The organism is Pseudarthrobacter sp. P1 (assembly GCF_050156935.1).
Taxonomy (GTDB): domain Bacteria; phylum Actinomycetota; class Actinomycetes; order Actinomycetales; family Micrococcaceae; genus Specibacter.
Window position 1 is genome coordinate 2,700,069 of record NZ_CP189584.1, and the last position, 22,254, is coordinate 2,722,322.

22 protein-coding genes are annotated in these 22,254 nt (G+C 68.8%); 12 read left to right on the forward strand and 10 right to left on the reverse strand.

Annotated elements, in window-relative coordinates:
• Positions 1-66: 66 nt before the first annotated feature.
• Positions 67-1,383: an MFS transporter gene (locus tag ACQCSX_RS12735; protein WP_427019044.1), complete on the reverse strand. Its 1,317-nt coding sequence runs from the start codon at positions 1,381-1,383 to the stop codon at positions 67-69.
• A gap of 181 nt (positions 1,384-1,564) precedes the next feature.
• Here ACQCSX_RS12735 and ACQCSX_RS12740 point away from each other — a divergent pair, with 181 nt between their 5' ends.
• Positions 1,565-2,428: a LysR substrate-binding domain-containing protein gene (locus tag ACQCSX_RS12740; RefSeq protein ID WP_427019045.1), complete on the forward strand. Its 864-nt coding sequence runs from the start codon at positions 1,565-1,567 to the stop codon at positions 2,426-2,428.
• Positions 2,429-2,484: 56 nt separating this feature from the next.
• On the forward strand, positions 2,485-2,901 hold the full coding sequence (panD, locus tag ACQCSX_RS12745; protein ID WP_427015682.1) for an aspartate 1-decarboxylase: 417 nt from the start codon (positions 2,485-2,487) through the stop codon (positions 2,899-2,901).
• Positions 2,902-2,929: 28 nt separating this feature from the next.
• Here the strand turns inward: panD and ACQCSX_RS12750 are convergent, their stop codons facing one another.
• Positions 2,930-3,811: an NAD-dependent epimerase/dehydratase family protein gene (locus ACQCSX_RS12750; RefSeq protein WP_427015683.1), complete on the reverse strand. Its 882-nt coding sequence runs from the start codon at positions 3,809-3,811 to the stop codon at positions 2,930-2,932.
• A 98-nt stretch (positions 3,812-3,909) separates the two neighbouring features.
• Between ACQCSX_RS12750 and ACQCSX_RS12755 the strand changes: the two genes are divergently transcribed.
• The 4 genes from ACQCSX_RS12755 (at position 3,910) to ACQCSX_RS12770 (ending at position 8,531) form a co-directional block, all read left to right on the forward strand.
• Positions 3,910-4,836, forward strand: coding sequence for an AEC family transporter (locus ACQCSX_RS12755; protein WP_427015684.1), 927 nt, complete (start codon positions 3,910-3,912; stop codon positions 4,834-4,836).
• Between the two features lie 79 nt (positions 4,837-4,915).
• Positions 4,916-6,550 (forward strand): helicase HerA-like domain-containing protein, encoded by a 1,635-nt coding sequence (locus ACQCSX_RS12760; RefSeq protein ID WP_427015685.1) that lies wholly within the window; start codon positions 4,916-4,918, stop codon positions 6,548-6,550.
• Positions 6,551-6,633: 83 nt separating this feature from the next.
• Entirely contained in the window at positions 6,634-7,572 is a 939-nt protein-coding gene (locus ACQCSX_RS12765; RefSeq protein WP_427015686.1) for a hypothetical protein, read from the forward strand.
• Positions 7,573-7,675: 103 nt separating this feature from the next.
• Positions 7,676-8,531 (forward strand): IS5 family transposase gene (locus ACQCSX_RS12770; RefSeq protein WP_427019046.1). Its coding sequence is split into 2 segments (ribosomal slippage): positions 7,676-7,993 and positions 7,995-8,531, totalling 855 coding nucleotides; the frame shifts between segments, so codons are not numbered across the junction.
• A gap of 159 nt (positions 8,532-8,690) precedes the next feature.
• Here ACQCSX_RS12770 and ACQCSX_RS12775 read toward each other — a convergent pair.
• From ACQCSX_RS12775 to ACQCSX_RS12805, 7 genes are all read right to left on the reverse strand, one after another.
• Entirely contained in the window at positions 8,691-10,625 is a 1,935-nt protein-coding gene (locus tag ACQCSX_RS12775) for an NHL domain-containing thioredoxin family protein (RefSeq protein ID WP_427015687.1), read from the reverse strand.
• On the reverse strand, positions 10,625-12,832 hold the full coding sequence (locus ACQCSX_RS12780) for a cytochrome c oxidase assembly protein (protein ID WP_427015688.1): 2,208 nt from the start codon (positions 12,830-12,832) through the stop codon (positions 10,625-10,627). The genes ACQCSX_RS12775 and ACQCSX_RS12780 overlap by 1 nt, the downstream gene beginning before the upstream one ends.
• Positions 12,833-12,986: 154 nt before the next feature.
• Positions 12,987-13,271, reverse strand: coding sequence for an HU family DNA-binding protein (locus ACQCSX_RS12785; protein WP_427015689.1), 285 nt, complete (start codon positions 13,269-13,271; stop codon positions 12,987-12,989).
• 268 nt (positions 13,272-13,539) lie between these two features.
• On the reverse strand, positions 13,540-13,845 hold the full coding sequence (gene rpsN, locus ACQCSX_RS12790) for a 30S ribosomal protein S14 (RefSeq protein WP_026556178.1): 306 nt from the start codon (positions 13,843-13,845) through the stop codon (positions 13,540-13,542).
• Positions 13,846-13,849: 4 nt separating this feature from the next.
• Positions 13,850-14,017 carry a 50S ribosomal protein L33 gene (gene rpmG / locus ACQCSX_RS12795; protein WP_003798558.1) on the reverse strand — a complete coding sequence of 56 codons (168 nt, stop codon included), beginning with the start codon at positions 14,015-14,017 and terminating at the stop codon, positions 13,850-13,852.
• Positions 14,017-14,253, reverse strand: coding sequence for a 50S ribosomal protein L28 (gene rpmB, locus ACQCSX_RS12800; RefSeq protein WP_026556179.1), 237 nt, complete (start codon positions 14,251-14,253; stop codon positions 14,017-14,019). Before rpmB ends, rpmG begins: the two co-directional genes overlap by 1 nt.
• A 285-nt stretch (positions 14,254-14,538) precedes the next feature.
• Positions 14,539-15,306 (reverse strand): SGNH/GDSL hydrolase family protein, encoded by a 768-nt coding sequence (locus tag ACQCSX_RS12805; RefSeq protein ID WP_427015690.1) that lies wholly within the window; start codon positions 15,304-15,306, stop codon positions 14,539-14,541.
• Between the two features lie 103 nt (positions 15,307-15,409).
• Between ACQCSX_RS12805 and ACQCSX_RS12810 the strand changes: the two genes are divergently transcribed.
• The 3 genes from ACQCSX_RS12810 to ACQCSX_RS12820 all read left to right on the forward strand — a co-directional run bounded on the left by ACQCSX_RS12810 (position 15,410) and on the right by ACQCSX_RS12820 (position 17,423).
• Positions 15,410-16,801, forward strand: coding sequence for an MFS transporter (locus ACQCSX_RS12810; RefSeq protein WP_427015691.1), 1,392 nt, complete (start codon positions 15,410-15,412; stop codon positions 16,799-16,801).
• A gap of 107 nt (positions 16,802-16,908) precedes the next feature.
• Entirely contained in the window at positions 16,909-17,076 is a 168-nt protein-coding gene (locus ACQCSX_RS12815; RefSeq protein ID WP_427015692.1) for a hypothetical protein, read from the forward strand.
• Positions 17,077-17,144: 68 nt separating this feature from the next.
• Positions 17,145-17,423: an HPr family phosphocarrier protein gene (locus tag ACQCSX_RS12820; RefSeq protein WP_427015693.1), complete on the forward strand. Its 279-nt coding sequence runs from the start codon at positions 17,145-17,147 to the stop codon at positions 17,421-17,423.
• Between the two features lie 6 nt (positions 17,424-17,429).
• Here the strand turns inward: ACQCSX_RS12820 and ACQCSX_RS12825 are convergent, their stop codons facing one another.
• On the reverse strand, positions 17,430-19,310 hold the full coding sequence (locus ACQCSX_RS12825) for an ABC transporter ATP-binding protein (protein WP_427015694.1): 1,881 nt from the start codon (positions 19,308-19,310) through the stop codon (positions 17,430-17,432).
• Between the two features lie 116 nt (positions 19,311-19,426).
• Between ACQCSX_RS12825 and ACQCSX_RS12830 the strand changes: the two genes are divergently transcribed.
• The 3 genes from ACQCSX_RS12830 (at position 19,427) to ACQCSX_RS12840 (ending at position 22,112) form a co-directional block, all read left to right on the forward strand.
• A complete protein-coding gene (locus tag ACQCSX_RS12830) occupies positions 19,427-19,930 on the forward strand; it encodes a MarR family winged helix-turn-helix transcriptional regulator (RefSeq protein WP_427015695.1) in 504 nt (167 codons plus the stop codon).
• Positions 19,931-20,067: 137 nt separating this feature from the next.
• Positions 20,068-20,277, forward strand: a complete 210-nt coding sequence (locus ACQCSX_RS12835; RefSeq protein WP_427015696.1) for a dodecin — start codon at positions 20,068-20,070, stop codon at positions 20,275-20,277.
• 392 nt (positions 20,278-20,669) lie between these two features.
• Positions 20,670-22,112 (forward strand): IS1380 family transposase, encoded by a 1,443-nt coding sequence (locus ACQCSX_RS12840; RefSeq protein WP_427015697.1) that lies wholly within the window; start codon positions 20,670-20,672, stop codon positions 22,110-22,112.
• Positions 22,113-22,254 lie beyond the last annotated feature (142 nt).

The following is a 22,254-nucleotide window of genomic DNA, read 5'->3' on the forward strand; positions in this document are numbered from 1 at the left end:
CGGGCCGCCGGACGACGACGCCGGCAACCGCCGCCGTCGTCTCCGCATGGAGCCGCCGCGCGGAGCCTACAGGCGGGCTCCCGCAAGCCGGGATCCGTGGGCCAGCTTGCTGACAATGACCACCGGGCGGCGCGCACTGCGCAGGTTGACCCGCAGCATCAGCTCCCCGCGCCGGGCCAGCACCAGGCCAATGACCACCGCTGCGGCGGCCGGTGCCGCCCCGGCCACCACCATGGCAAACTGCGGCCCCAGATGCTCGGCCAAGGCGCCCATCAGCGGCCCGCCCAGCGCCTGGCCGCCGATGAGCACCATGATGTACAGGCTCATGACGCGCCCGCGGATCATCACATTGGTGGAGGTCTGCACCAGCTGGTTGGCGCTGGTGAGGAACATCAGCGAGGCAAAGCCGGCCACCACCATGACGGTGCCAAAGGCGGCCATCGACGGAGCCAGCGAGCTGAGCACCAGCACCACCCCGTACGCGCCGGCGGCGCCCACCGCCGTGCGCAGCCGCAGCACCCTGATCCTGGTCGATGCCAGCGCGCCGCCCAGGGCACCCACGGCGACCAGGGTGTTCAGCAACCCGTAGCCGGCCGCCCCCGTGTGGAAGATGTGGTCCGCGTAGGCCGCCATCAGCACCGCCAGGCTCAGGCCGAAGACCGCAAAGAAGCCGGCCATGACGGTGGGCCAGAAGATCGTGGGCTTGCCCCGCAGATAGGCCAGGGCCTCGCGGAACTGGCCCTTGGCCCGCGGCGCCGGGGCAAACTTCACCAGTTCGGAGGTCCGCAGGCGCAGCAGCGACACCACTGTGAAGGTGCAGGCGAGGGCGTTAGCCGCGAAGGCCCAGCCCCCGCCCACCGCCGTCATCAGCACGCCGCTGACGGCCGGGCCGATCATGCCGCCCAGCTGAAAGATGGAGGAGTTGAGGCTGATCGCGTTGCGGAGCTGGTCCGGGCCCACCAGTTCGTTGACGAACACCTGCCGTGCGGGCTGGTCCAGCACCGTGGCCAGGCCGAGCAGGAAGGCAATGGCGTAGATGTGCCAGACCTCAATGGTCCCGGTCAGCGCCAGCACGGCCATCACGGCGGCCAGCACGGCCGCGCTGGACTGGGCGATGACCAGGATGCGCCGCTTGGAGTACCTGTCGGCCAGCAGCCCGCCGAGCGGCATGAGCACCAGCGAGGGGGCGAATTGCATGAACACCGTGATGCCGACGGCGGCGACGGAGCCGGAGAGCTCCAGCACCAGCCAGTCCTGGGCCACGCGCTGCATCCACAGCGCAATCACGGCGACCAGGTGCGCGGAGGCGAAGATCCGGTAGTTGCGCACCTTCAGGGAGGAGAACGTTGCCCGCCACGGTGGCCGGGCGGAGACGAGGGGCATGGGAGCGGTGAGGGTGGCCTGCTGCACTGAGGGGGGTGTCAACGTCAGTCCTGGGCTGGAGGGGTGGGGTCCCTTTCCACGCTAGGCCACGGCCGTCACATAATGGCACGGCATGGTGGCTATAAGTAGCATTACGGTTTGTAATGGCAACGACGGCGATCCCAGCCAGGCAGGCGGCCCCATGTTCGACCCCGTGCAGCTCAAGAGCTTCCTGGCGGTGGCGGAGACCCACTCCTTCACCCGTGCGGCGGAGCGGCTCTCGCTCAGCCAGCCCACCGTGAGCCAGCATGTGCGCAAGCTGGAGGCCGCCGCGGGCCGGCAGCTGGTGGCCCGCGACACCCGGGAGGTGGCCCTGACCGACAACGGGGACGCGATGGCCGGTTTTGCCCGCACCATCCTGGCCGCGAACGACGCCGCCACCCGGTACTTTTCCGGCGCGGCCATGCGCGGGCGGCTGCGTTTTGGCACGGCCGACGACCTCGCCATCACCGGGCTCCCCCGGATCCTGCGCGAGTTCCGCCAGCTCTATCCGCGCCTGAACCTGGAGCTGACCGTCAGCCAGAGCGACCAGCTCTACCGCCGGCTCAAGGCCGGCCAGCTGGACCTGGTGTTCGTCAAATGGGTCTCCGGCACGCAGGAGGGCGTGGTGGTCAAGCAGGACACCTTCTCCTGGGTGGGCCTGGAGCAGACCGTGCTGGAGCCCGGGGCGCCCGTCCCGGTGATCGCCTACCCGGCGCCCAGCCTGAGCCGCAAGCTCGCCCTGGACGCGCTGGAGAAGGCGGGGCGCACCTGGCGCGTCACCTGCACCACCAAGCAGATCAGCGGCGTGCTGGCCGCCGTCCGCGCCGGCATCGGCATTGCCGCCATGCCGACGTCGCTGGTCCCGGACGATCTGAAGGTGATCACCGCGCGCTTCGACCTGCCCCCGGTGGGGGATGTGGACTTCACCCTGATCCGCAATCCGCTGGCCAACACCGAGCTGGTGGATGCGCTGACGCAGGCCATCATGGGCCGGAAGCTGACGCCCTTCGACCGCCGGCAATAGCGCGTGACCAACATCCCAGAGCCGGTGGTTGCGCCCGGCGGTAGACTGTAGGCGTTATGAACAGAACCATGTTTAAGTCCAAAATCCACCGTGCAACCGTCACGCACGCAGACCTTCACTACGTTGGCTCCGTCACCGTGGACGAGGACCTGCTCGATGCGGCCGACATCCTGCCCGGCGAGTTGGTTTCCATCGTGGACGTCACCAATGGTGCACGCCTGGAGACGTACACCATTGCCGGCGAGCGCGGTTCCGGCGTTCTGGGCATCAACGGCGCCGCCGCCCACCTGGTGGGCGTGGGCGACACCGTCATCCTGATCACCTATGCGCAGATGTCCACCGCCGAGGCCCGCGACTACGTCCCCACCGTGGTGCACGTCGACGCCACCAACGGGATCGTCCAACTCGGCACGGACCCGGCCGAATCCTTCACCGAGGGCCTCATCCGCCCGCCGCTGGCCACCGTCCGCTAGGCACGGCGCCGGCCAGGCACGCCGTCCGCTAAAGCAGGCCGTCCCGCCACGAATGGGCCGGGGCGTAGCCAATGGTGCGGCGGGCCGCCTCGATGCTGAGCAGCGTCCGGTTCCCTTCCACCGTGCCCCGGCGCTCCAGGCCGGGGAAGAATTCATCGAGCAGCTGGGCCGATGGCTGCCGCATCAGGGTGTCCGCTGCGGCAATGATGACGTTTTGCGACCCGGTGCTGTCCGCTTCCACGGCATTGCGGCAGGCCGCCGCGACGTCGCGGGAGTCAACATAGCCCCACAGGTTCCAGGCCCGGCTCCACGGGTCCTCCCAGAATCCCGGAACGCGCTGGTACTCCGCGGGGTCGAAGATGTTGGTGATCCGCAGGCCCACAAACGGAATCCCCGACCAGGCGGACACGTGGCCGGCAGCCACCTCCCCCAGCACCTTGGAGAGGGCATAGCTGCTGCTGGGGTGCGGGAAATGCGCCTCGTCGACGGGCGCATACCGAAGCGTCCCGCCGTCGCCCGTGCCCTGCTCGGTGAACGGCAGCCCCAGGGTGGTCTCGCTGGACGCCCACACCACCCGCTTGAGCTTCAGCGCCGCCGCGGCCAGGAACACGTTGTGGTTCATGGCCGTATTCCGGTTGATGGTCTCCGCGGGCGGCAACATGCCCGGTTCCGGAATGTTGGCCAGATGGACCACCGCGTCGGCACCGGTGAGGGCCTGGATCGTCTGGCCGTAGTCCGTCAGGTCCACCCGCATGGTGGGGCAGCCCAGATCCGAATTGCGCCCCACCGGCCCGGCAATATCGCTGGCGGTGACCCGGTACCCATGGTCCAGCAGCTCCGCCACGCCCGCACGGCCCGCCTTGCCGTGGGCACCCGTGACGGCGACCGTTTCGATGGCTCCTGTAGGCATCCTGGGCTCCTTCATGTGGCGGGACTGGCGGCGCCCCCAGCTTAGGCTGGGAACGTGCACTCCCACCACCCTCTGACCGCGCCCCGGGGGCAGCCGCCGTGCTAGGCGTGCTCCAGGGCTTCTTTGTGGTCTGGGTGGTCATCCTGGTGGGCTGGTTCATTGCCCGCCGCGGGGTGCTTGGCCCGGAGGCGCAAAACGTCCTGAGCCGGCTGACGTTCTTTGTGGCCAGCCCGGCCCTGCTGCTGGAAACCCTGAGCCGGGCGGACCTGCACACGGTCCTCTCGCTGCCGCTGCTGGTGGCGGCCTGCTCCGCCGCAGCCACCGGGGCACTGTTTTGGTTCCTCTGCCGCTTCTGGCTGCGCCGCACCGTGGCGGAATCGCTGCTGTCCGCCATGTCCTCCTCCGTGGCCAACTCCGCAAACCTGGGCCTGCCGATTGCCGCCTATGTGCTCGGCGACGTGGTCTACATTGCGCCGCTGCTGATCTTCCAGCTGGCGTTCTACACGCCCCTGTACCTGTTGCTGCTGGACAGCGTGACCAGCGGCCACCGGACCACGCCGGGGCGGGTGCTGCTGCAAATCCTGCGCAATCCGATGATCCTGGGCACCCTGGCCGGGCTGGTGCTGGCCGGGACGGGGTGGCGGCTGCCGGACCTGGTGCTGGCGCCCATCCACCTGCTCGGCGGCGCCGCGGTGCCGGCCATGCTGGTGGCCTTTGGCATGTCGCTGGCTGGCAGCAAGCCCTTTGCCGCCGTCGACGGGCGCCGGGCCGACACGCTGCTGGCCGTCGGATTCAAGCTCATCGTGCACCCGCTGGCGGCGTATTTGGTGGCCCGCTACGGCCTGCACATGGACGGGCACGCGCTGTTCGCCGTCGTCGTCACCTCCACGCTGCCCACGGCGCAGAACGTGTATGTGACGGCCCAGCGCTACCAGGTCGGGGTTGCGGTGGCCAAGGACACCGTGCTGGCGACCACCATTTTGGCCATTCCCGCCATGGCCGCCGCCGCCCTGATCCTCGGCTAGGAAATCTGTGCAGCAGTAGATGCTCTAAAAACGCTTCATTCCAGCACCTACTGCTACACAGTTGGGCTACCCTAGCGTCATGGCTACCGCATCAGAGATGATCAGCACACTGACCAAGGGCTACACCTTTGCCGGACCGTCGATCGCGCTGGGCGCGGCCATCGTGGACGGTGCGCTCCATCCGGAGGCGCAGATTTCGCTGCCGCTGGGCATGATGAACCGGCACGGGCTGGTGGCCGGCGCCACCGGAACCGGCAAGACCGTCACCCTGCACATGATTGCCGAACAGCTCTCCACGGCCGGCGTGCCCGTGTTCATGGCGGACATCAAGGGCGACCTCTCCGGGCTGGCAACCCCCGGCGTCGGCTCCGACAAGCTCACCGCGCGAACCCAAAGCCTGGGCCAGCAGTGGGTCGCCAAGGCCTACCCGGTGGAGTTCCTCGCCTTGGGCGGCGACGGCAACGGCGTGCCGGTCCGCGCCACCATCACCTCCTTTGGGCCCATCCTGCTCTCGCGCGTGATGGACCTGAACGAGACGCAGGAATCTTCCCTGCAGCTGGTGTTCCACTACGCCGACACCAAGGGCCTGGAGCTCTACGACCTCAAGGACCTGCGCGCCGTCATCCAATTCCTGACCTCCGACGACGGCAAGGCCGACCTGGCGGAGCTGGGCGGCCTGTCCAAGGCGACGGCGGGCGTGATCCTGCGCCAGCTGATCACCCTTGACGCGCAGGGCATGAGCAAGTTCTTCGGCATGCCCGAGTTCGACACCGCCGAGCTGCTGCGCACGGCCCCGGACGGCCGCGGCGTCATCACCTGTCTGGAGCTGCCCAGCGTGCAGGACCAGCCGCTGCTCTTTTCCACCTTCCTGATGTGGCTGCTGGCGGACCTGTTCCGCGACCTGCCCGAGGTGGGCGACCTGGACAAGCCCAAGCTGGTGTTCTTCCTGGACGAGGCCCACCTGCTCTTCAACGGCGCCAGCAAGGCGTTCCTGAATGCCATCACGCAGACCGTGCGGCTGATCCGGTCCAAGGGCGTGGGCATCTTCTTCGTCACCCAGACCCCCAAGGACGTCCCCGCCGACGTGCTGGCCCAACTGGCCAACCGCGTCCAGCATGCGCTGCGCGCGTTCACGCCCGACGACGCCAAGGCCCTCAAGGCGACGGTCTCCACCTTCCCGGTCAGCGACTACGACCTCGAAGAGGTGCTCACCAGCGCCGGGATCGGCGAGGCAGTGGTGACGGTGATGAATGAGAACGGTGCGCCGACGCCGGTGGCACTGACCAAGCTGCGCGCCCCCGAGTCGGTGATGGGGCCCAGCAGCGATGCCCTGATCAAGGCGGCCATCGCGGCATCGGGCCTGCTGCCCACCTACGGCACCGAGCAGGATCCGGTCTCCGCCTACGAGAAGCTGCAAGCCGCCGCCGCGCAGGCCGCCCCGCCGGCCACCGGCCCCGCCGTCGGCGTCCCGCTGCCGCCCCCGCCACCCGTCTCGCTGCCGGGCCCGGGCGGCTTCCCGGGCGGCTTCCCCAGCACCGTTCCCGGCACCGTCCCGCAGCGGAAGCAGGGCCCCGGCATGGGCGAGGAAATCATGGGTGCCATCGGCGGCGCGTTCAGCGGCGGCGTGAAAAGCATGATCCGCTCGATGGGCTCCAGCCTGGGCCGGAACCTGATGCGCGACATCTTCGGCACGGCAACCCGGCGCCGCCGCTGAGGGTGCCGGTGGCTGCACCGGGTATCGTAGGGCAGGTGAACAACGGGGCCAGACTCATTAAAATCGGAGCCATCTGGCTGCTGATGCTGATTCTGGCTGCCCTCGCCGCCGTCGCCACCATCTCCATGGTGAACTCGAACTACTTCGGCCCGCAGCAGGGCGTGCGCGACTATTTCTCGGCGCTCCACGCGGGCGACGGCGCCAAGGCGATGGGCCTGCTGCGCGCCACTGTGCCCGCCGCCAATGCCGCCATGCTCGACGGCGACGGGCTTAAGACCGCCGCGGCCGCCATCGAGGATCTGCACGTGGGCAACCCGCGGCAGGGCCCCGGCAGCCACTCCACCGTCACCGCCACCTACAAGATCGACGGCGCATCGCTGACCACCGACTTTGAGCTCGAACCGGGGCCGCGGCATTGGCTGTTCTTCGACAGCTGGCGCTTTGTCCCGAGCACGCTGCCCACCATTGAGGTCTCAGTGGTGAACGAGCAGCAGGCCCTGGTCAACTCGGTGCCTGTCAACATGCCCCACGGCAAGAACAGCTTCGCCGTGTTCTATCCGGGCAGGTACCAGAGCGAGTTCCGCAGCGTGTTCTTCCAGGCGCCGCCGGTGGTGCGCACCGTGGCCTCGAGCAATACCCGCGCCCCCGCCGTCGCCCTCGCCACTGGCCCCACCACGGCGCTGACCGGGCAGGTGTCCGACAAACTGCACGAGTACCTGGACGGGTGCGCCGCCCAGACGGTGCTGCTGCCCACCGACTGCCCGCTGAGCAACCACTCCGACAACCGGATCCTCTCCACCGTGAAGTGGTCCATCCTGGACTACCCCAAGGTGGACATTTCGGCCTACGGCGGCACCTGGGTGCTGGCGCCGCTGACGGTGAAGGCACGGGTGGAGTACCAGGAGCAGGAGCTGTTCACCGGCAAGGTTTCGGACGTCAAGACTGCCGAGGACTTCGGCTTCAGCGCCAAGCTCACCGTCACGGACAATTCGGTGACTGTCACCCCGGTGGTCAGCTACTAGGGTGTGTCTCCTAATCAGTGGTTTTGCGGTTTGGCATGATTGATGGGTGCCTTCTCGCTATTCCGTGTTGTCCGATGCCCAGTGGGAGTCCATTGCCCCGTTGATGCCCGATTCGTCGGGGAAACCGGGCCGACCCTTCAACGACCACCGGCTGATGACCGAGGGCATCATCTACCGCTACCGGGCAGGGATCCCATGGCGTGATCTCCCTGCCTATTTCGGGTCGTGGAAGACCGTGTGGAAGCACCACCGCCGCAACGCCGCCAACGGGACCTGGGACAAGGTCCTGGCGGCGTTGCTGACCCGCGCGGACACGGCCGGGCTGATCAACTGGGAGGTCTCGATCGACTCCACGGTCGACTCCACGGTCAACCGTGCCCACCAGCACGGCACGAACCTGCCCCGCCACACAGGGGGACCTGTCGAATTACAGGAATCTGCTCGACGAGCCTGAGGACCATGCCATCGGCCGGTCCCGCGGCGGGCTGACCACCAAGATCCACGCCCTGGTGGATGGCAACATGCGTCCCCTGGTCCTGCTGCTGGGGCCGGGCCAGGGCGGGGACTCGCCGATGTTTGAGAACCTCATGGAGGCCCTGAAGGTAGAAAGGCCCGGTCCCGGCCGGGCCCGCACCCGCCCGGACCGGGCCATGGCCGACAAGGCCTATTCCTCCAAAGCAATCCGGGCGTACCTGCGCGGGCGGGGCATCGAGTGCGTTATCCCGGAAAAGGACGACCAGAAGGCCAACCGGAAACGCAAGGGCTCCGCCGGGGGACGCCCCGTCAGATACGACAGGGACGCCTACAAACGGCGCAATGTGGTCGAGCGCAGCTTCAACACCCTCAAGCAATGGCGGTCCCTGGCCACCCGCTACGACAAACTGGCCCTCACCTACCGCTCAGCGGCCGTCCTGCACGCCGTCGTCATCTGGAGCGCCGCATTGGGAGACACGCCCTAGTCCCCACTTGCCGGCCCACCCGCTCCCAAATCTCGCTGCGCTCGCTTCGGGGCCCCCGCTGGCGTGGGCCCATAAATGAAGACGATCCCCGTTGTGGAGCATGTGCGCACATGCTCCACAACGGGGATCGTCTTCATTTCCGGCTGTTCTGGTCCGGAGCTAGTCCATTCCGCGCAGGTCCAGCGAGAGCTCGGTGGCGCCGTCGGCACTCATCAGCACGGGGATGCCCCAGTCCTGCTGGTACAGATGGCAGGCGGCGTGGTCGGGGATCTCGCCGTCCTCCGTCTCGGGTCCGTCGCAGGCCGCGGCGCGGGCGGTGATGTGCAGGATGCCCTCCGGGACGTCCGCGGAGAGCACCAGCGTGCGTGTGAGGCCCACGGAGGTGCCGCCACCGTCCACCAGCAGCTCCGGCGGGGTGGAGGAGATCTTCAACTGCGTGGGATCGCCCCAGCGGTCGTCCAGCTTCTGCCCGGTGGGGGCGGAGAAGCGGATCTGCAGGGCAAGCTCGCCGGCCGCCACGGGCGTCTTGGGGCGCTGCGTCTGGGCCGCACCCTCATCCACCTGCTGGGCGTCCTTGGGGATCGCCACGCGGACCAGCTGGTGCCGGTTGGCCTCCACCACGATCAGCAGCGGCACCTCCCCCGTGCTGTCCAGCAGGACGTCGGAGGGCTCGGCCAGGCCGCGGGCCAGCGTGCTCACGGTGCCCGTGGCGGGGTCGTAGCGGCGTACGGCGCCGTTGTAGGTGTCAGCGATGGCCACGGAGCCGTCCGGCAGGACCGCCACGCCGAGGGGGTGCTGGAGGCGGGCCTGGCCGGCCGCGCCGTCGCGGAAGCCGAAGTCGAACAGGCCGGCGCCGATGGCCGTCTCCACCGTGACGCCGTCGTCGCCCAGGCGCAGGACGCGCAGTGCGGACGTCTCGGAGTCGGCCACCCAGATGCTGCCGTCCGGACCCTGGGCCAGGCCCGAGGACTGGGCAAACCAGGCGCCCTCGGCCGGGCCGTCCAGCAGCCCCTCGAGGCCGTTGCCGGCGAGAATGGACACGGCACCGGTGGCCGGGTTGAAGCCGAAGATCTGGTGCACGCCGGCCATCGCGATGACCACCTGGCCCAGCTTCTCGGAGTAAACGACATCCCACGGGGAGGACAGCGCGACATCCAGCGGCTCGGTGCCCAGCACGCCGTTGGTGCCGGCGAGACCAATGCCGCTTGCATCAACGCGGGCAGGACCGGCCTCGAGCAGGCGCTGCACGCCGCTGCCGGCCACGGTGCTGACGGCGCCGTCGGACAGCCGGATGCCGCGCAGGCGGTGGTTCACGGAATCGGCGACGATGACGTCGTAGCCGGCCGCCGCTGCGGCCTCGGCGGGGAGCAGGGCCAGGCCCTGGGGCTCGTTGAAGGCGGCCTCTGCGGCGCTGCCGTCAACATGGCCCTTGGTGCCGGTGCCAATGGTGCGCACCACCGTCAGCAGGTCCGGGGCCAGCTCCACCAGGCGGTGGTGGCCGGTGTCGGAGACCAGGAAGGTGCCACCGGCCAGCGGGAGCACCTTGCCGGGGAAGCGGAGGTCGCCGGCGGTGGGCTCGGGGGCCACATAGGGGCCGTCGCCGCGGTGCAGCGTGCCCTTGGCCTCGTGCTCGGCAATGAGTTCCGGGATCAGCGAGGCCAGGCCGGCCGCGTGGCCCTCGCCGGAGAGGTGCGCCACGATGTAGCCCTCGGGGTCCACCACCACGAGGGTGGGCCAGGCGCGGGCGGCATAGGCCTGCCAGGTGACCAGCTCAGGATCGTCCAGCACCGGGTGGTGGATTTCGTAGCGCTCGACGGCAGCGGCCAGCGCCACCGGGTCCGCCTCGTGCTCAAACTTGGGCGAATGCACGCCCACCGTCACCAGGACGTCCTTGTACTGCTCCTCCAGCGGGCGCAGCTCGTCCAGCACGTGCAGGCAGTTGATGCAGCAGAACGTCCAGAAATCCAGCAGCACGATCTTGCCCCGCAGCTGTTCCAGGTCCAGCTGCTTTCCGCCGGTGTTCAGCCAGTTGCGGCCCACCAGTTCGGAGGCGCGCACGCGCTGGGTGGTTCCGGTTGAGGTTGGTGCGTCCACTAGGGCTTCTCTCCTTGGCTGGGGGTGGTGCTGGCGGGCGTGGCGGCCGCGGGGCCGCCGGTGCGGGGGGCACCGGCGTCGCGCTGGGCCAGTTGGGCGAACATGTCGTTGTAAGCATTCAAATCGGCGTCGTTATTCCGCTCGGCCGCGCGGTCCTTGCGTTTGGTCTCCCGCGCATCCGAGCGTGACCACATGATGGCCACGCCCAGCGCGATCGCCACGGTGGGGACCTCGCCGATCCCCCAAGCGATGCCGCCGGCCGTCTGCTGGTCCAGCAGCGCCGGATCGCCCCAGGCCCGGCCCATGTTGCCGAAGTAGTCCCCGGACAGCAGCGCCGTCGAACTCATCAGCGAGACGCCGAAGAAGGCGTGGAAGGCCATGGTGGCCAGCAGCAGGAGCAGGCGCAGCGGGTACGGGGCCCGGCGCGGGAGCGGATCGGAGCCGATCATGCTCATGATGAAGATGTAGCCGGTGATGGTGAAGTGCGCGATCATCAGCTCGTGGCCGATGTGGTTGCGCATGGCGTAGTCGAACGCGCCGGAGTAGTAGAAGAGCACCAGCGAGCCGGAGAAGTTGGCGGCGGCAAAGAGCGGGTGCGTGACCAGCGCCGAGAACTTGGAATGCACCACCACCAGGATCCATTCGCGGATGCCGCGGCTGCCGTCGGTGCGCGGGGTCAGTGCCTTGAGCGCCAGCGACACCGGTGCGCCCAGGACTATGAAGAGCGGGGAGATCACCATCAGGGCCATGTGGTCCACCATGTGCGCGCTGAAGAGCACCATGCCATAGACGGCCGGACCGCCGGAGGTGACGTAGACCAGCGCGGCCATGCCCAGCAGCCAGCAGACGGTGCGGAAGATGGGCCATTTGTCGCCGCGGCGGTGCAGCTTGGCCACGCCGAGGAGATAGCCCACGGCCGCGGCCAGGGCGAAGGCCAGCCAGAGCCAGTCCATCCGCCATTCGCTGAACCAGCGCGACGGCGTGAGTTCCGGCGGGAGCGCATAGCCGCTGAGCACCTCGGCCGGGGACAGCGACTCGGCCCGGTCGGCGGGGGCGGGCGGGGCCGATCGGCTCAGGGCCACGGCAATGCCGCTGGTGACGCCCATCAGCACCAGCTCGGCCAGCACCAGCTGCCAGAGCACGCGCCGGACGCCGAGCTCCTTGGCACCGGGCTTGGCACCGGATTTGCCGGCCATGCCGGACTTGCCCGGGGCCGCCTCCAGCCGCGGGATGATCCAGGACCGGTGCATGTAGCCGATGCTGCCCAGCACCACCGTGGCCACCGTCTTGGCCATCAGCAGCTGGCCGTAGGTGGAGCCAAAGAGCTCGGCCCAGCTGTGGATCCGGATGGCGCCGTTGACCACGCCGGAGGCAAAGACGACGACGAAGGCCAGCACCGCCAGCGCGGAGAAGCGCTTGAGCACGGTGCCGGTGAGCTTGCCCAACGTGCCGGAAACCACCACCAGCGCAATGATGCCGCCCACCCAGAGCGAGACGCCGGCAATGTGCAGCAGCAGCGAATTCACCGCCCCGTTGTGGTCCGCACTGGAGGCCGAGTGCCCCACCAGCGCCTGCGGGGAAAGCGCAATGAGCGCCACCACCAGGGTCAGCGCCAGCCCGGCCAGCGACCGCACGGCAAAGCAGGCGGTGGTGACGACGGCGGCAAAGATGCAGGTGGCCAGCCAGGCCTGGCCCACCGGGAGCTCGGTCATGAAGAACACCAGCTGGCGGCTGTAGTCGCCGCTGCCGGAGAGCGGCAGGCCCGCCACATCCGAATAGGTGAACACCAGAACGGCGACGGCGGCGAGCGTCCAGAGCCCCGACGCCGCGGCCGCAAGGGTCATCGCGCGCGTGAACGCGGGGTGCTCGGGCGACGGCGCCGCGGCGGTCGTGCGCGGTGTGGTCCGGGAGCGGCCCTTCAGCTCACGCGGCAGGATGAACGCGGCAAACACCAGGGCGCCGATGACGCTGGCCACCGACAAGTTGCAGACCGCCTGCGCCACGGGGAGGCCCCAACGGGTCAGGGCACCGGGGTCCGAGAGGTTGCGCGTGGCCGCCGCACCGGAGAACAGCAGGGCGGCAACCAGGCCAAGAATGGCGGCACCGGCGCCTGCCAGCAGCCAGGGGCCGGAGATTCCGTCCGCGAAGGAACGGCGCTGGGCTTGTGGTCCAGGCGCGGCTTCGGGGGTGGTGATTGTGGATGGCACCCCTCCATTGTCTTTCACCCGGCACGGTTCGGGCGAATCAGCCGGCTCCCAGCTTCGTGCCGCCCCCAGTGGCCGTGCCCAAGGACCGCGCCGTTAACGCCCGAAGGGCGGCCGCTCGGGGAGCGGCCGCCCTTCGGGCGTTGTCTACTGGAGACTACTTCTTGGCAACAGCGGCCTTCAGCTTGGAACCAGCGGTCAGCTTGACGCTGTGGCCGGCGGCAATCTGGATGGTCTCGCCGGTCTGCGGGTTGCGGCCCGTGCGAGCGGCGCGGTCGGTGCGCTCAACTGCGAGCCAGCCCGGGATGGTGATCTTCTCGCCGGCGGAGACGGAGCTCTCGAAGACCGAGAACAGGGCATCCAGCACGGAGTTCACTGCGGTCTGGCTGGTCTCAGCCTTAGCAGCAACCTCAGCAACCAATTCACTACGATTCTTAGCCATGTGTGTCCTCCTGGACGTGGGATGGATTCAGCGTGCACGGGATCTCGTGCCAACCACTGCTAGCGAACATATCAGTTCAACCCCGGAATTCCGGCAATTTTGGGCGGTTTTGCCGCCAAAAAAGCCGGATTTGCGGGTTTTTTCGCTCTCAGCCAAGCCCCGCGCCAGCCAGAACGCCCACAGGTGCCGGCCGCCGCCGTCGTCGTGGCCCGGAATCCGGGCACAAAAAAGGCGGTGACCGCAATGGTCACCGCCTTTTCAGCAATACTTACCAGCTGGACTTCGTGATGCCCGGCAGCTCACCGCGGTGAGCCATGTCGCGGAAGCGAACACGGGAAATGCCGAACTTCTGGAGCGTTCCACGCGGGCGGCCGTCGATGGCGTCGCGGTTGCGAACGCGCACCGGCGAAGCGTTGCGGGGCAGCTTCTGCAGGCCCAGACGTGCGGCCTCGCGGGCCTCGTCCGTGGCGTTGGCGTCAACGAGGGTCTTCTTCAGCTCGAGGCGCTTCGCGGCGTAACGCTCAACGATGACCTTGCGCTGCTCGTTCTTGGCAATCATGGACTTCTTAGCCATATGCTTAGCGCTCCTCTCGGAATTCGACGTGCTGACGGATCTTGGGATCGTACTTCTTCAGAACCAGACGGTCCGGGTCGTTACGACGGTTCTTGCGGGTTACGTACGTGTAGCCGGTGCCCGCAGTGGACTTCAGCTTGATGATCGGACGTACGTCCTTGTCCTTAGCCACTAGAGCTTCACCCCACGAGCAAGAATCTGGGCAACGACAGCGTCGATGCCACGAACGTCAATGGTCTTGATGCCACGTGCAGAAACCTGCAGCGTGACGTTGCGGCGCAGGGAAGGAACCCAGTAGCGCTTCTTCTGGATGTTCGGGTCGAACCGACGCTTGTTGCGGCGGTGCGAGTGCGAAATGCTATGTCCGAAGCCCGGCTCGGCTCCGGTCACCTGGCAATGTGCTGCCATGGTCACTCCTCAGTCATGAATGGAACGGTCCACAGGATGCAAACCGTGCGTTAAAGGCGGCGTCCGCCCATCGACACACCCCAGCCGGGACAGCCGCAAGCGGTTGAAACACGATGGGGGTGGATAAGCGAATACTGGAATGCACGCAACTTGAGCCCCTAACTACCGGCCCGCGGGAACCAAATCACCGCACACCGGAGCAATTGCGCACGCTCCGCGCCACCTAGCGCCTAACCATTCTATTGGCTGGGGCAGATTAAGGCCAATCCGCCCGGCGAGGCAAGGTCAGACGGGGGCGTGGAGGGTGGGCCAGCGTGCGGAGAGGGCGTCCCCGGAGGAGACGCCGCGCAGCCGACGGCCGATCCACGGGCCCACGTACTCCCTGGTCCAGGCGGCGTTGGCCTTCAACTGCTCCACCGGGGTGAGCACCGGCAGCGGCGCCAGCTCGGGCAGCGGGAGACCGGCGCCATACTCCAGCACGTCAAGCACCCGGTTGGCCATGTTGATGTGCCCGGCGGTGGACATGTGCATCCGGTCCTCGCCCCACATCCGCCAATCGTTGTACTCGGCAAAGCGCCAGAAGTCCACCAGCCGGGCGCCGTGCCTGTCTGCCACCTCGCGCACCAGCTCGTTGTAGATGGCGGTGCGACCGCGCATGGTGGTGAAGACATTTGAGGTCTTGGCGTCGAAGCCGGTGAACATCAGCACCGTGGCACCGGTGTCGGAGAGCCTGGCGACGGCGTCGTCGTACCGCCCCACCATCGCATCGATGTCCACCTTGGGCCGCAGGATGTCGTTGACGCCGGCGTAAATGGTCACCAGCGTGGGCTTGAGGGCGACGGCGGGGCCGATTTGTTGGCTGAGGATCTGGTCCATTTTCTTGCCGCGGATGGCCAGGTTCGCATAGCCGAACCCACCGCCGGCATCGGCCGCCAGCACCTCGGCCACGCGGTCCGCCCAGCCGCGCACCCCGTTGGGGCGGCTGGCATCCGCGTCCCCCAGACCTTCCGTGAAGGAATCGCCCAGGGCAACGTATCGTGCTGCAAAATCCACCGTGACCTCCGCATCCTCGACATGGCTAGGCTTATCCTATGATCTTTGCCCCCGACCGCCGCCCCGTCCCGGGCGCGCACCCGGCGGGAGGGCCCGCCACGCCATGACCCAGTCCCGGGTTGCCCAACGCGGAGCACCAACCGGCCACACCATCTGGAGCCCCTTCTACCGTACGGCCACCATCGGGCTCTTTGCCCTGGGCTTTCTGGTGGCGTATTCCACGGCGGCGGTCACCACCGCCATGCCCAGGGCCGCCGAGGAGCTCCACGGCCTGCCCCTGTACGGCCTGGCCTTCGCCGTCACCATGGCCACCTCGGTGGTGACCATGGCCCTGGCGGCGCTGTGGATCGACAGGTCCGGACCGCTCAAACCCCTGCTGGTGGGCGTGGGCATCTATGCCACCGGCCTGCTGCTGGCCGCCGCCGCCCCCACCATGGAAATCCTGGTGGCAGCGCGCGCCATCCAGGGCGTCGGCACCGGGCTGGACAGCGTGGCCCTCTACGTGGTCATCGCCCGGGTCTTCCCGGCGCATCTTCGCCCGCCCATGTTCGGCGCCCTGGCCGCGGCCTGGGTGCTGCCCTCCATCATCGGCCCGGCGCTCAGCGGTCTGGTCACCGACCACTTCGGCTGGCGCTGGGTGTTCGTCTCCGTCCCGGTGCTGGCTGTGGGCGCCGCGGCACTGGCCTATGCCGGCATGCGCGGCGCCAAGGTCAACGTGCCGGTGCGCAAGCACGACGGCGGCGCCCCGGACCCGGCGGCCCGGCGCAAGGCCCTGCGCAAACCGCTCTGGGCGGGGGCGGCCGCGGCGGCCGTGCTGGTGCTCGGCGACGCCAGCGCCCGCAGCCACCCGTGGTGGGTGCCCGAGCTGGTCCTCGCCCTCGTGGTCCTGGGCATTGCCGTGCCCCGGCTGCTGCCCCGCGGCACCTGGCGGGCGGCGCGGGGACTGCCCTCTCTGGTCCTGATGCGCGGGCTGGTGGGCACTGCGTTCACCGTGGCGGACATCTACCTCCCGCTCTACATGATCGAACAGCGCGGCATGCCGGCGTGGCTGGCCGGGCTGTCGCTGACCGTCAGCGGCGTTACCTGGTCCATCGGCGCCTGGATGGTCGGGCGAGGGATTATCTCCCCGAGGCGTGGGTTGGTGCTGGGCTCGGCGGGCGTGCTGGCCGCGGTGGCCATCGTGGCGCTGGTGCTGCTGCCGGGCATGCCCGTGGGGGTGGCCTGGGTGGGCTGGACGCTGGGCGGCCTGGCCATCGGCTGGTGCTACCCGGTGCAGTCCGTGCTGGTGCTGGAGAAATCCGAACCCAGCGAACAGGGCGCCAACTCCTCGGCCCTGCAGCTGAGCGAAACGCTCACCACCGCCGCCTGCCTGGGCGTGGTGGGGGCGGTGTTTGCCTCGCTGATCGGCTTGGGCGCCCCGGGCTACGCGGTGGCGTTCGGCGTGTCCGCGGCGCTGGCCGCCGGCGCACTGGCCGTTTCGCGGCGCGCCGCATAGAAACGCCGCGCAGCTTAAACGCAGCTGCACCCCGCCCGAAGGTGGCGTGCAGCTGCGTTTCCAAGCTGCGCCGGGAAACCCGGGCAAAAAAGGCGGGTCAGCCGGCCTTGACGGCGTCCACCAGCGAGCGGACCGCCGTCGGATCGGTGCTGGCCGCCGTGACACTGGCGCAGGCGCAGAAACTCGCTAAGCTGGCGCTGACCGCACCCAGCGCCACCGAAGCGCGGAACCGGGTGCGCGAGCAACTGCCCATCCTTGACGAGCCGGGGCTCTGACAGGCGTGACCCACTCCCCCGCAAGCCAACCCAACCATCCACTCCCGCCTACCCTTACAGGAGCAAAAATGTCCGAGCGCAAAGCAACCATCGCCAGCAGTTCAGGTCTGCATGCCCGCCCGGCATCGCTGTTCGCCGAGGCCGCGGGTGAAGTGGGCGTGGAAGTGACCATCGCCATGAACGGCGCCCCCGTCGAGGACGCCATGGATGCCAGCAGCATCCTGTCCCTGATGACCCTCGGCGCCGGCTACGGTGCCGTCGTGGTCCTGCGGGCCGAGGGCGATGGCGCGGATGCCGCGCTCGATTCGCTGGTCAAGATGCTCGAGACGGATCTGGACGCCGTCTAGGCGGATTCAGCCAGCCGTGTCCAGCTGGGCCGCCGCTTCCAGCGCCTCGCCGGCGGCGGCCAGCCGGGCATAGGCACCGCCGGCATTGCGCAGCTGCGCAGCCGTGCCGCGCTCCACGATCGTGCCGGCCTCAAGCACCACCAGCTGGTCCGCGTCCTCCACGGTGGAGAGCCGGTGCGCGATGGTTAGCGTGGTCCGCCCGGCGGCCAGGGCGTCCAGTGCCTGCTGCACGGCGGCCTCGGTGGTGTTGTCCAGGGCCGAGGTGGCCTCGTCCAGCACCAGCACCCGCGGGTTGCGCAGGATGGTCCGGGCGATCGCCAGCCGCTGCTGCTCGCCGCCGGAGAAGCGGTGGCCGCGGGCGCCCACCAGGGTGTCCAGCCCGTCGGGCAGAGAGGCCACCAGCTCTGAAATCTGGGCCGATGCCAGCGCGTCCCAGAGCTGCGCATCGCCGGCCTCCGGCGCCCCAAGGAGCAGGTTGTCGCGGATGCTGGCGTGGATCAGGTACGTTTCCTGGGACACCACGCCCACCAGAGCGGCCAGATCCTCCGGCGCCAGGTCCCGCACGTCGATCCCGTCAATGCTGATCCGCCCGGCCGTGGCGTCGTGCAGCCGCGGCAGCAGCGAGCCCAGCGTGGACTTGCCGGACCCGGTGGGGCCCACCACTGCCGTCGCGGTTCCGGCCGGAAGCACCAGGTCGATGCCGCGCAGCACCTCGGCTCCGCCGTCGTACGCAAAACGGACACCCTCCAGACGCACCTCGCCGCGCATCCGGGCCGGCGCCACCTTCACCGGATGTTCGGGTGCCTTCACCTCGGGGTCCAGGTCCAGGTATTCAAAGATCCGGCTGAACAGCGCCATCGCACCCACCCACTGCACGCCCACGTTCAGCAGGCCCATGATGGGGCGAAAGATGGTGCTCTGCAGCGCGGTGAAGGCCACGATGGTGCCGATGGTCATGCCTCCGGCGGCGGGCAGGCCGGCGGCCAGGTAGATGGCGGCCGGAATGGCGGCGAACACGATGGACATGGTGGCCATCCGCCAGCGCCCGGCGAGCTGCGAACGCATTTCCAGGTCGATCAGCCGCTGGGAACTGGCGGTGAAGCGGGCGGCGTCGCGGGCGGTGGTGCCCAGCGTTTTGGCCAGCCGCACGCCGGAGATGGACAGCCCCTCGTCCACCTGGGTGAACATGTCGGCGAGCTCGCGCTGCAAGACCGTGGTGATGTCCCGGCGCACCAGGGCCACCCGGCGCGAGAGCCAGATGGCCGGCGGAATGACCAGCAGCGAGAGCAGGCTCAGCTGCCAGGACAGGGCCACCATCGCGATGGCCGTGGCGACGGCGGTGGTCAGGTTGGACGCAATGGAGGTGGCCGTGGAGGTCACCACCGACTGCATGCCGGAGATATCGTTGCTCAGCCGCGACTGCACCTCCCCGCCGCGGGTCCGGGTGAAGAACGCCAGCGACTGCCGCTGCAGGTGGGTGAACAGGGTGGTCCGCAGCGTGTGCATGACACGCTGTCCCATGGCGGTGGCCATCCAGGTCTGCACCACGCCCAGGACGGCGGTGGCGGCGGCAACGGCCACCAGCCCCCCGGCCAGCCACGCGAGCAGGGTCAGGTTCTTGGCCGGCAGGGCGTCGTCGATGATGAACCGGATGAGGAACGGCTGGGCCAGGCCAATGATGCTGGAGAGCGAAATGAGGAGCACGACGACGGCGATGGCCGCCTTGTGCGGGGCGAACAGGGCCGCGATGCGGCGCAGGCTGACCGGATGCATGGCCAGCTGGGAGCGGTCGGCGGGGTTGACGCGCCGGGGGCCGCGGGCCTGCTGCCCGCCGGCGGGAGCGCCGCCCGAGTGGGCGGGGGAATCGGAGAGAAAGGTCTCTGCCATCTGCACCGCCTCCTTACAAGGTGTGCGGGTGCGAGAATCGCACCCGATTTTACAGAGTCTACCTCACTATGTGGTTGCCGGTCAATGGTCCGGTCCGCTCGGCTACTGTTGAAGTCATGACTGAACAGCCGCCACCAGCGGGCGACGCCGACCTCGGCGAACTCTTCCACGCCGCCTTCCGCGGACTGCGGCGCACCTGGGCCGAGCAGCTGGCGCCCTGGGACGTCACCCCGCACCAGTGGCGGGCCCTGGCCACCGTGGTGCGCAGCGCCGCCGGCGGACCCGGCGCAGGCGGCAGCGCCGCTGGCGGATCCACCGGAGGTTCCAGCGGCCTGCGGTTGAAGGACCTTGCGGAGCGGCTGCGGATCGCCCCGCGTTCGGCCACCGAGGTGGTGGACCAGCTCGAGGCCAAGGGACTGCTGGCCCGCACCCCCGACCCCGCGGACCGGCGCGCCACGCTCGTCGCCGCCACCGACGCCGGGCGGGAGCTTTCCGACAGCGTCGGCGAGGCCCGTCGCGGGAAGTCCACGGAGTACTTTGCCCGGCTGGGCGAGGCCGACCGCGCCGAGCTGGCCAGGATCCTAGCGGCCCTGGGCGCCCCGGAGGAGCCCGCTCGCTGAGGTGTGGATCGGACAGTTTCCCGGCGCGCTACCCTGCGGGCTATGGCCCATCGGGCACCGCGGGGGCTACCCTGCAATCACGGCCTGCCGCACCGGCAGGGCCGTGCACGGATCAACGACGATCACCAGGAGCAAAAATGGCCGACCAGACGTACAGCATTTCCGAAATCGTCGGTACCTCGACCGAGGGGGTCGACGCCGCCATCAAGAACGGCATTGCCGCGGCCTCGGAGACGCTGCGCAACCTTGACTGGTTCGAGGTCAAGGAAATCCGCGGCCACATCAACGACGGCGCCATCGCGGACTGGCAGGTCCGCATCAAGATCGGCTTCCGCCTGGAGCGGTAGCGGCGCCCGCACCCCCGGTGGTCGACCGGGGGCCCACGGCCGCGCGGGACCCGCGCCGGGGGCCCACGGCCGCGCGGGACCCGCGGCGAGCTTGCGAGGCGTGGGAGCGGCTGGGGACTTGCGAGGCGTGGGAGCGGCTGGGGACTTGCGAGGCGTGGGAGCGGCTGGGGACTTGCGAGGCGTGGGAGCGGCTGGGGACTTGCGAGGCGTGGGAGCGGCTGGGGACGAGGAACGAGCGCGCAGAGACCCAGCCGCACCATGCGCACCGTTAGCCCGGGGTTTTCATCAGGGTTGGGCTGAGGGGTGTGTTTAAGACACGAAAAGGTGCTCTGACAAGGGAAAATAGGGGTGTCTACGCCGTTATTTCCGTGTCTTGAAGGAGCACCTTTTCGATGCATCAGCCTACCAAGGTCTTCCCGTCCCTCCCGGTCACTTTCACCGGCCAGTCGCTGGTCTCCCATGCCGGGGGACGGATCCTGACCTCATTCATCGACGCCCTCGGGTTCCGGGACCTGTGCGAGGACCGGCTCGGGCAGTTCGTCCCCGCGATGGCCTCACACCGGCCCGGGAGGCTGCTCGGGTCGCTGGCGGTGATGCTCGCCGCCGGCGGCGAGCACGCCTCGGACCTGGACATCCTGCGCGCCCAGCCCGGCGTGTTCGGCAACGTGCCCTCGAACGCAACAGTCTCCCGGTTCTTCGAACGCACCGTGAAGAACCCGGACGTCTTCGATTACGGCTTTTCGACCCTGGCCAAGGAACTGCGGACCCGGGCATGGGAAGCCGCAGGAGACCGCAGCCCGGCGGTGAAGGCGACGGCCGCGGACCCGCTGCTCATCGACCTCGACGCCACCTTGGTGACCTCGCACTCGGACAAGGAACAGGCCACCGGAAACTACAAGGGCGGGTTCGGATTCGCCCCGTTCACCGCCAGCCTCGATTACGGTGCCGGCAGCGGCACCGGGGAGGAACTCGCGGTACTGTTGCGTCACGGCGGGGCCACGGCGAACAACGCCGAGGACCACATCCGCATCTTCGAGGCCGCCATCGCCGTCCTGCCCGACTCCCTCTACGGTGGGACCGGGGAACTGGACGGGGAGAAGATCCTGGTCCGCACCGACAGCGCCGGCGCGTCCCGGAAGTTCCTCTGGTACCTGCATTCGCGGGGCGTGCAGTTCTCCGCCTCGTACCCGGTGCCGGTCGGCAAGGCCCACATGATCGACTGGATCAACGACAAGAAATACTGGCAACCGGCCCTGGACCAGGACGGGGTCGAACGCGATGACGCCTGGGTCATCAACGCCACGCAGGTGATCCCGCTCGATGACTACCCGCCGGGGACGAAGATCTTCCTGCGCGCCGAACCGCTGCACCCCGGCGCGACACCGACCCTGCTCGACATCGACGGTCACCGTGTGACAGCGTTTCTGACGAACTCCCCGCGCTGGCACGGACCTTTTCTGGATGCCCGGCACCGGGCCCGCGGCCGGGCCGAGAACCGCATCAAAACCCTAAAGAACACCGGGCTCGGAAAGCTCCCCTTCTTCGATTTCGCTGCCAACCAGGCCTGGGCCAACCTCGCGGTCCTGGCCGCGAACCTGGTCTCCTGGCTCCAGCTCACCGCCCTGCCCGACGGCCACAAAGCACGGGGCTGGGACATCAAACGCTGGCGCTACCGGCTCTTCGCCACCGCCGGGAAAATCATCACCCGCGCCCGCCGGAACCACCTGCTGCTGCCCGCCGCCGCGCCGGAGCAACCCCTGATCAGCGCCCTGCTCGAAGCCATTGAACGGATCGCCGCAGCCGCGAACCGCCCCGCGGTCCTCCTGCGGGCCTGACACCGCAACCCCCCGTCAACCAACGAGCAGGAAAGAAGAACACCAACGGGAACAGTGGAAGCCCGCGCACAGCCCGGCGCCCCCGGGTCCATCAGCCACACCCGAAATCCGATTCAGCCCGCCGGGACGGCAAAACCCGCAC